This is a genomic window from Streptomyces sp. N35 (assembly GCF_016464295.1).
Lineage (GTDB): Bacteria > Actinomycetota > Actinomycetes > Streptomycetales > Streptomycetaceae > Streptomyces.
On the sequence record NZ_JAEIMH010000040.1, the window covers coordinates 21,406 to 29,102 of the forward strand.

Annotated in this window: 6 protein-coding genes; 1 reads left to right on the forward strand and 5 read right to left on the reverse strand. The window is 69.3% G+C overall.

The window, feature by feature from the left end; genetic code table 11:
* Positions 1–96: 96 nt before the first annotated feature.
* The 5 genes from ftsH to dacB all read right to left on the reverse strand — a co-directional run bounded on the left by ftsH (position 97) and on the right by dacB (position 7,054).
* Entirely contained in the window at positions 97–2,166 is a 2,070-nt protein-coding gene (ftsH, locus tag JAO81_RS22125) for an ATP-dependent zinc metalloprotease FtsH (RefSeq protein ID WP_199549648.1), read from the reverse strand.
* Between the two features lie 215 nt (positions 2,167–2,381).
* Complete coding sequence (gene hpt / locus JAO81_RS22130; protein WP_199549649.1) at positions 2,382–2,942, reverse strand: hypoxanthine phosphoribosyltransferase; 561 nt, start codon at positions 2,940–2,942, stop codon at positions 2,382–2,384.
* 69 nt (positions 2,943–3,011) lie between these two features.
* The gene (gene tilS / locus JAO81_RS22135; RefSeq protein WP_199549650.1) at positions 3,012–4,022 is read right to left on the reverse strand and encodes a tRNA lysidine(34) synthetase TilS; all 1,011 of its coding nucleotides are present in this window, start codon (positions 4,020–4,022) and stop codon (positions 3,012–3,014) included.
* A gap of 192 nt (positions 4,023–4,214) precedes the next feature.
* On the reverse strand, positions 4,215–5,345 hold the full coding sequence (locus JAO81_RS22140; RefSeq protein WP_199549651.1) for a zinc-dependent metalloprotease: 1,131 nt from the start codon (positions 5,343–5,345) through the stop codon (positions 4,215–4,217).
* Positions 5,346–5,515: 170 nt separating this feature from the next.
* The gene (gene dacB / locus JAO81_RS22145; RefSeq protein ID WP_374194328.1) at positions 5,516–7,054 is read right to left on the reverse strand and encodes a D-alanyl-D-alanine carboxypeptidase/D-alanyl-D-alanine-endopeptidase; all 1,539 of its coding nucleotides are present in this window, start codon (positions 7,052–7,054) and stop codon (positions 5,516–5,518) included.
* Between the two features lie 91 nt (positions 7,055–7,145).
* On the opposite strand from dacB, the gene JAO81_RS22150 reads away from it, so the two are divergent.
* Positions 7,146–7,634, forward strand: a complete 489-nt coding sequence (locus JAO81_RS22150; protein WP_165332960.1) for an inorganic diphosphatase — start codon at positions 7,146–7,148, stop codon at positions 7,632–7,634.
* Positions 7,635–7,697: the final 63 nt, after the last annotated feature.

A 7,697-nucleotide genomic window follows, 5' to 3' on the forward strand; every position in this document is an offset into this window, starting at 1 on the left:
GTCACGGGCATACGGAAATGCCGCGCCCCCCAAGGCTAAAACCTGGGGGGCGCGGCATCCATTCCGGGCCTGCTGAGACCAGTGGGTCCCGGCAGGTCAGGCCTCCGGGCGGTCCTCCGGAGCGGGGGCCGGGGCCTTGCTGAGCTCCGGCGTGCCCGTTTCGGTGGTGGAGGCGGAGCCCGACGTCACTGCCGTCGCACCATTGGCGCCGTTGGTCAGGGAGAGCTCACGGGGCGAGAGCACCGGGGGCCGCGTCGAGGGCGTACGCCGAGCGGAGCCGGTCCACGCCGGGCGGGCCGGGCGCTTGGTGATCGACGCGAAGATCTCGGCGATCTGCTCCTTGTTGAGCGTCTCCTTCTCGAGGAGCGCGAGGACCAGGTTGTCGAGGACGTCGCGGTTCTCGACGAGGATCTCCCAGGCCTCGTTGTGCGCGGTCTCGATGAGCTTCTTGACCTCTTCGTCGACCAGCGCCGCGACCTCTTCCGAGTAGTCGCGCGGGTGCCCCATCTCACGGCCGAGGAACGGTTCGGTGTTGTCGCCGCCGAACTTGATGGCGCCGAGCCGCTCCGTCATGCCGTACTGCGTGACCATCGCGCGGGCCGTTGCGGTGGCCTTCTCGATGTCGTTCGCAGCACCCGTGGTCGGGTCGTGGAAGACCAGTTCCTCGGCCGCGCGCCCGCCCAGCATGTACGCGAGCTGGTCGAGCATCTCGTTGCGCGTGGTCGAGTACTTGTCCTCGTCCGGGAGCACCATCGTGTAGCCCAGAGCACGGCCTCGCGAGAGGATCGTGATCTTGTGGACCGGGTCGGAGTTCGGTGAAGCCGCCGCGACCAGGGCGTGACCGCCCTCGTGGTACGCGGTGATCTTCTTCTCCTTGTCCGACATGATCCGGGTCCGCTTCTGCGGGCCCGCGACCACACGGTCGATCGCCTCGTCCAGAGCGTGGTTGTCGATCAGCTTCTTGTCGCCGCGCGCCGTCAGGAGCGCCGCTTCGTTCAGCACGTTCGACAGGTCCGCACCCGTGAAGCCAGGGGTACGACGGGCCACGGCGCCGAGATCGACGTCCGGGGCGACCGGCTTGCCCTTCTGGTGGACCTTGAGGATCTCGAGCCGGCCCTGCATGTCCGGACGGTCGACCGCGATCTGGCGGTCGAAGCGGCCGGGGCGCAGGAGCGCCGGGTCGAGGATGTCGGGCCGGGTGGTGGCGGGGATCAGGGTGACGCCGCCCTTCACGTCGAAGCCGTCCATCTCCACGAGCAGCTGGTTGAGGGTCTGCTCGCGCTCGTCGTGACCGCCGCCCATACCGGCACCGCGGTGCCGGCCGACGGCGTCGATCTCGTCGACGAAGACGATCGCCGGAGCGTTCGCCTTGGCCTGCTCGAAGAGGTCACGGACTCGGGAGGCACCGACACCGACGAACATCTCGACGAAGTCGGAACCGGAGATCGAGTAGAAGGGGACCCCCGCCTCACCGGCGACGGCGCGCGCGAGCAGCGTCTTACCGGTACCGGGCGGGCCGTAGAGCAGCACGCCCTTGGGGATCTTGGCACCGACGGCCTGGAACTTGGCCGGCTCCTGCAGGAACTCCTTGATCTCGTGGAGCTCCTCGACGGCCTCGTCCGACCCGGCCACATCGGCGAAGGTCGTCTTCGGGGTGTCCTTGGTGATCAGCTTCGCCTTGGACTTCCCGAACTGCATGACGCGCGAGCCGCCGCCCTGCATCTGGTTCATCAGGAAGAGGAAGACGACGACGATCAGGACGAAGGGCAGCAGCGACAGCAGGATGCCGACGAACGGGTTCTGCTTCGACGGCGAGACGGTGTAACCGTCCTTGATGTCACCGTTGTCGTAGTTGTCCTGCAGGGTGTTGGCGATCGCCACACCCTGGTCGCCGATGTAGCTGGCCTGGATCTTGGTGCTGCCGCCGTACTTGTCCTTGTCGGCATCGCTGATGCCGTCCTTCAGCTCGACCTTGATGAGCTGCTCGTCACCGGTGGTGAGTTTGGCGCTCTGGACCTGCTTGTCCTTGATGGCCTGGTAGACCTCGCCGGTGTCCACCGTCTTGTAGCCGCCGGACGAGCCGACGACCTGCATCAACACGACCACGGCGAGGACGGCCAGCACGATCCACATGACCGGCCCACGGAAGTATCGCTTCACGTCCATCCATACGGAGCGGAGACCGCCCCGTCCCTCCTGCCATAGTGAGTTTGATTAGGCTTGTAAAAAAGCTGTTCTTCGGACGGTACCCCAGCATTGTCACCCGACGCGGCAGGGGACGGCCGATAAACCCGCCTTCCCATGCTCCAACGCGGGGAATGGGGCGAGGGTTCCCGCCGCCAGACGAGCGAGGCCCCAACGGCCGTACGGGGTACGGAAGCTCAGCCGCCGTAGACGTGCGGGGCGAGGGTGCCGACGAAGGGCAGGTTGCGGTACTTCTCGGCGAAGTCCAGGCCGTAGCCCACGACGAACTCGTTGGGAATGTCGAAGCCGACCCATTCCACGTCGATGGCGACCTTGGCGGCCTCGGGCTTGCGCAGCAGGGTGCAGACCTTCAGCGACTCGGGCTCGCGCGAGCCGAGGTTGGAGAGCAGCCAGGACAGGGTGAGACCGGAGTCGATGATGTCCTCGACGATCAGGACGTGCTTGCCCTTGATGTCGGTGTCGAGGTCCTTGAGGATGCGGACCACGCCCGAGGACTGGGTCCCGGCGCCGTACGACGACACCGCCATCCAGTCCATCGTGACGGGGGTGGACAGTGCGCGTGCCAGGTCCGCCATGACCATCACGGCGCCCTTGAGGACTCCGACGATGAGCAGGTCCTTGCCCGCGTACTCCGCATCGATCTTCGCGGCGAGCTCTGCGAGCTTCGCGTCGATCTCTTCCTTGGTGATGAGCACCTTCTCGAGGTCGGTGCCCATGTCGTTCGCGTCCACCCGCATCACTTTCGTCGTCCGAGGTGCCGGCCGCTTCAGCAGTCGGCTACGTACCGCCCGCAACAGCAGTCGGCTTCAGCCCTGCCGGATGACAAGTCTGCCACCCTGCCGCTGGGCCACGACCCGGCCGGGCAGGTTGATGGCCTTCTGGCCGCGCCAGCCGGTGATGAGGCGGTCGATTTCCTCGATATGGCGGGCGAAGAGCGAACCCGCGGGCGCCCCGGCGTCGATGGCCGCGCGGCGCAGGATCCGGCGCCTTACGGCGGGCGGCAGCGCGAACAGCTTGGCGCACTCCAGGAGCCCGGTGTCGTCGCGCACGGTGGTCTCGGCCTGCGCGGCCCAGGAGTCGAGGGCGTCGGCGTCGTCACGGGAGAGCTGGGCGGTGCGGGCGAGGGCCTCCACGACACCCTTGCCGAGCGCCTTCTCCAGGGCGGGCAGTCCTTCGTGCCGCAGCCGTGAGCGCGTGTACGCGGGGTCGGCGTTGTGCGGGTCGTCCCATACGGGCAGCGACTGGACCATGCAGGCCTTGCGCGCGGTCTGCCGGTCGACCCCCAGGAACGGGCGGCGGTAACGGCCGGCGACCCCCGAGGTCCCGGCCATTCCGGACAGCGAGCGGATCCCGGAGCCACGGGCGAGGCCGAGCAGGACGGTCTCGGCCTGGTCGTCACGGGTGTGTCCGAGCAGTACGGCGGGGGCGCCCCGGCGCCGGGCGGCCTCGGCCGGCGCTCCGTAAAGGGGGTCGCGGGGGGGCCCCTCGGGGCCGCCCTCGCGGCCGACGGTGACGGCCAGCGATTCGACGGGGGAAAGACCCAGGGCCGTCATCCGGACGACGACTTCGGCGGCGCGCAGATCGGAGCCGGGCTGAAGGCCGTGGTCGACGGTGACGGCGCCGGCGCGGATGCCGAGCTTGGGGGCCTCGAACGCGAGAGCGGAGGCGAGCGCCATGGAGTCTGCGCCGCCGGAGCAGGCGACGAGGACCAGGGGGCCGTCGGCGGGGAGTTCGGTGGTGGAGTTGTCGGTGAGGATGTCGTGGAGGACGCGGCGGACTGCCAGGCGTATCGCCGCGACCGCAGGATGGGGACCCATTGTCCGGTTCCCTTCGTGGAGCTTCGTGGAGTACGGGGCGTGAGTACGGGGGTCTCGTCACTTCTCGTCACTCAGGGTGCATAGATGGTGACAGAGACGAGTCGTTCCCCGAGCATTGCACGCCTTCCGCAGGCCCACGGTCCCTCAGAAGAGTGATTACGGAGGCTTGATTCTGCCGAGGTGGCGCGGTGCTCAGGAATCAGCTTTACGGTGCACCCGCGCGACCCAGTCCGCCGGTTTGGCGATCTCCGACTTGGTGGGCAGCGTGTTGGGCGAGGTCCAGACGCGGTTGAAGCCGTCCATTCCGACCTCGTCAACGACTGCGCGCACAAAACGTTCGCCATCGCGGTACTGCCGCAGCTTGGCGTCGAGCCCGAGCAGCTTCCGCAGCGCCATATCCAGCCGCGAAGCGCCCTTGGCCCGGCGCTGTTGGAACTTCTCCCTGATCTCCCCCACGGACGGCACGACATCGGGTCCCACGCCGTCCATGACAAAGTCCGCATGCCCTTCGAGCAGCGACATCACGGCGGTGAGGCGGCCGAGGATCTCGCGCTGGGCGGGTGTCTGGACGATCTCGACAAGGGAGGGACCCCCGTCGTCGTCCTCCCTGTCCGTCTTGTTGCCGGCCAGTGCGGAGGCCGCCTCGCGGAAGCGCTCCAGGACCGTCATCGGGTCGACCTCGGTCTCGCCGAGGAATGACTGGATCTCGCCCTCGAGGTGGTCGCGCAGCCAGGGCACCCCGGTGAACTGGGTGCGGTGGGTCTCCTCGTGCAGACAGACCCAGAGCCTGAAGTCGTGCGGGTCGACGTCGAGTTCGCGCTCCACGTGCACGATGTTCGGCGCCACGAGCAGGAGTCGGCCGCCGCCGACGGCACTGCCGGGGAGCTCCTTGGCGGGCGGTGCGAAGGTCTCGTACTGCCCGAGTACGCGCGAGGCGAGGAAGCTGAGCAGCATGCCGAGCTCGACTCCGGTGACCTTGCCGCCGACCGCGCCGAGCATCGCGCCGCCGGCGCCGCCGCCACGACGCTCGTGCATCTTCTCCAGGAGCGGCTTGAGGACTTCACGGAACCCCGCGACGTTCGCCCGCACCCAGCCCGGACGGTCCACCACGAGGACCGGGGTGTCATGGGCGACGTCGGTGGCCATCTTCGTGAAGGAACGGACGTGATCCTCCGAGGACTTGGCGTGCCGGCGCAGCTCCGCGACGATGGCGCGCGCCTCGTCGCGGCTGACCTCGGGGCCTGGGCGCACCAGGCGGGTCGCGGGCGGGCCCCCGGGGTTCCAGTCGGCCATCCCCTGTGCGGCACCGCCGATGCTCGTCATGCGTCAACCGTACGTTGTCAACGGCGTGGGCGGTGAGGGTTCGGTCCGGGGTGGGTTGTTTCCGGGGGTTGGCCCCTAGGGGGCCTGGCGGGCGGGACAGCGGGCGTTGTCAGTGGGCGCCGATAGCCTTTGAAGGGCTCGGCCCCCGGGTGGGAGGGGTCTGTCCGGGTTCAGCGGCAACCACAGTTGGCGACGGTGGCCGCGAGGCGGTCGAGGGTGGACTGGGCCGCCTGGGGTGCGGAGGTGCCCGAGGCCGTGAACGCGAAGAGCAGGAGGCGGCCGTCGGCGTCGACCACGGATCCCGCGAGGGTGTTGATGCCGGTCAGGGTGCCGGTCTTGGCGCGGACCAGGCCGGTGCCCGGGGCCGCTCCGGAGGCCTCGTCGAAGGCATAGCGGTTCTTCAGCGTCCCGGTGAAGCCCGCGACCGGGAGGCCTGTGAGGGCCGGGCGGAGTTCCGGGTGGGCCGGGTCGGCGGCCTTGGCGAGCAGGGCCGTCAGGAGGCGGGCGGAGACACGGTCGGCACGGTCGAGTCCGCTGCCGTCGGCGAACCTGGCTCCGTCCACCGGGAGTTGGAGGTCCCGCAGCCGCTTCTCGACCGCCTTCGCCGCCCCGTCGAAGCTCGCCGGCTCACCGGACGCAAGGGCGACCTGGCGTACGAGGGCCTCGGCGATGTCGTTGTCGCTGTTGGTCAGCATCCGCTCGACGAGGGCCGTCAAGGGCGCGGATGAGGTGGCGCCCAGCTCCTGTGCGTCCGCGCCGGCCTTCGACGCCTGCGGTGCACCGCCTTCGAGCCGTACGCCCTCTTCGCGGAGCATTTCGGCGAAGCGCTTCGCGGCCGCCGCCGCCGGATCGCCCGAGCGCGCGGCCGGGCCGCTGGCCGAGTCGTCGAGGCGGCCCTCGTCGATCATCAGGGCGCTGACCGGGGCGATGTTCTCGTTCGGGCCGATGGGGTGCAGGCCGGGGCCCGAGTAGAGCGAAGTGTCGTACGAGAGGCGGAGCTTGCCCTCGCGCGGGTGCTCCGCGAGGGACTCGGCGGTGGCCCGGGCGAGTGCGCGCAGGCTGGAGCCGCCGTTGTCGTCGGACCTGGCGGTGAGGGTGGGGTCGCCGGCGCCGACGAGGACCAGTTCGTTCGCGCCGGGGCCCGCGACCGTCCTGGTGACGATGCGGTGGTCCGGGCCGAGCGCGGTGAGCGCAGCTACCGCCGTGGCGATCTTCGTGGTGGACGCGGGCGTGACCGCGTCGCCGGACTTCGCCGCGTACAGCTCCTCGCCGGTCAGGGCGTCGACCACGGAAGCGGTGCGGTGGGTGCCGAGCGAAGGGTCCTTCAGGAGCGGGTCGAGTACGTCGGCCAGTGCGCTCTTGGTCGGGGCGGGTGCGGAGCCCTGCGGGGCGCCCAGCGCGGACAGGACGTCCGGGGCTGCGGGCGCGGGGTCCGGTTCGCCCCGGTCACGCCCGTGATCTGCGCCACCGTCGGCTTCCCGCGATGCGGCCCAGGCCCGCTCGGCCGTACGCTGGCCTGAGTCCCAGGGACCGGCCGCGGTCACCACCACGGCCGAAAGCACCAGACCGAACGTGGCGGCGGCGGCCGTGAACTGCCAGGTCTTCAGCGGTCCCGGCCGCCGGAAAGACCTCGGTGGGCGCGGCGTCCTCGACGGCTCCGGAAGCTCGGCATCCTCTGCGAGCCCCCGGTCCTTGAGCTCGGGCACCACGGACCAGCCCCTTTCGCGATCACACACTTGCGTGAGGGACACTTAATCACTGCGTCTTTCGAAGTATGTGCTGATCATGGAGGAGTCACCGGTGGAGTTCGACGTCACGATCGAGATCCCGAAGGGTTCGCGTAACAAGTACGAGGTGGACCACGAGACCGGTCGTATCCGTCTGGACCGTCGTCTGTTCACCTCGACCAGCTACCCGGCCGACTACGGCTTCGTCGAGGACACCCTCGGCGAGGACGGCGACCCGCTGGACGCGCTCGTGATCCTGGACGAGCCGACCTTCCCCGGCTGCCTGATCAAGTGCCGCGCGATCGGCATGTTCCGGATGACCGACGAGGCGGGCGGCGACGACAAGCTGCTCTGCGTGCCGGCCTCCGACCCGCGCGTCGAGCACCTGCGCGACATCCACCACGTCTCCGAGTTCGACCGCCTGGAGATCCAGCACTTCTTCGAGGTCTACAAGGACCTGGAGCCCGGCAAGTCCGTCGAGGGCGCCGACTGGGTCGGCCGCACCGAGGCCGAGGCCGAGATCGTGCGTTCGTACGAGCGCTACAAGACCCAGGGCCACTGAACCTTTTAGCTGTCGCGGCGAACGGGCCGCTCGTCCCCTGAACAAGTCGGATCGTAGCCATGT

What these genes read in the sequence shown, in the direction of transcription:
- hpt (WP_199549649.1), bottom strand. Translation starts at nt 2,942, where the DNA reads ATGCGGGTGGACGCGAACGACATGGGCACCGACCTCGAGAAGGTGCTC.
- ftsH (WP_199549648.1), bottom strand. Translation starts at nt 2,166, where the DNA reads ATGGACGTGAAGCGATACTTCCGTGGGCCGGTCATGTGGATCGTGCTG.
- tilS (WP_199549650.1), bottom strand. Translation starts at nt 4,022, where the DNA reads ATGGGTCCCCATCCTGCGGTCGCGGCGATACGCCTGGCAGTCCGCCGC.
- JAO81_RS22140 (WP_199549651.1), bottom strand. Translation starts at nt 5,345, where the DNA reads ATGACGAGCATCGGCGGTGCCGCACAGGGGATGGCCGACTGGAACCCC.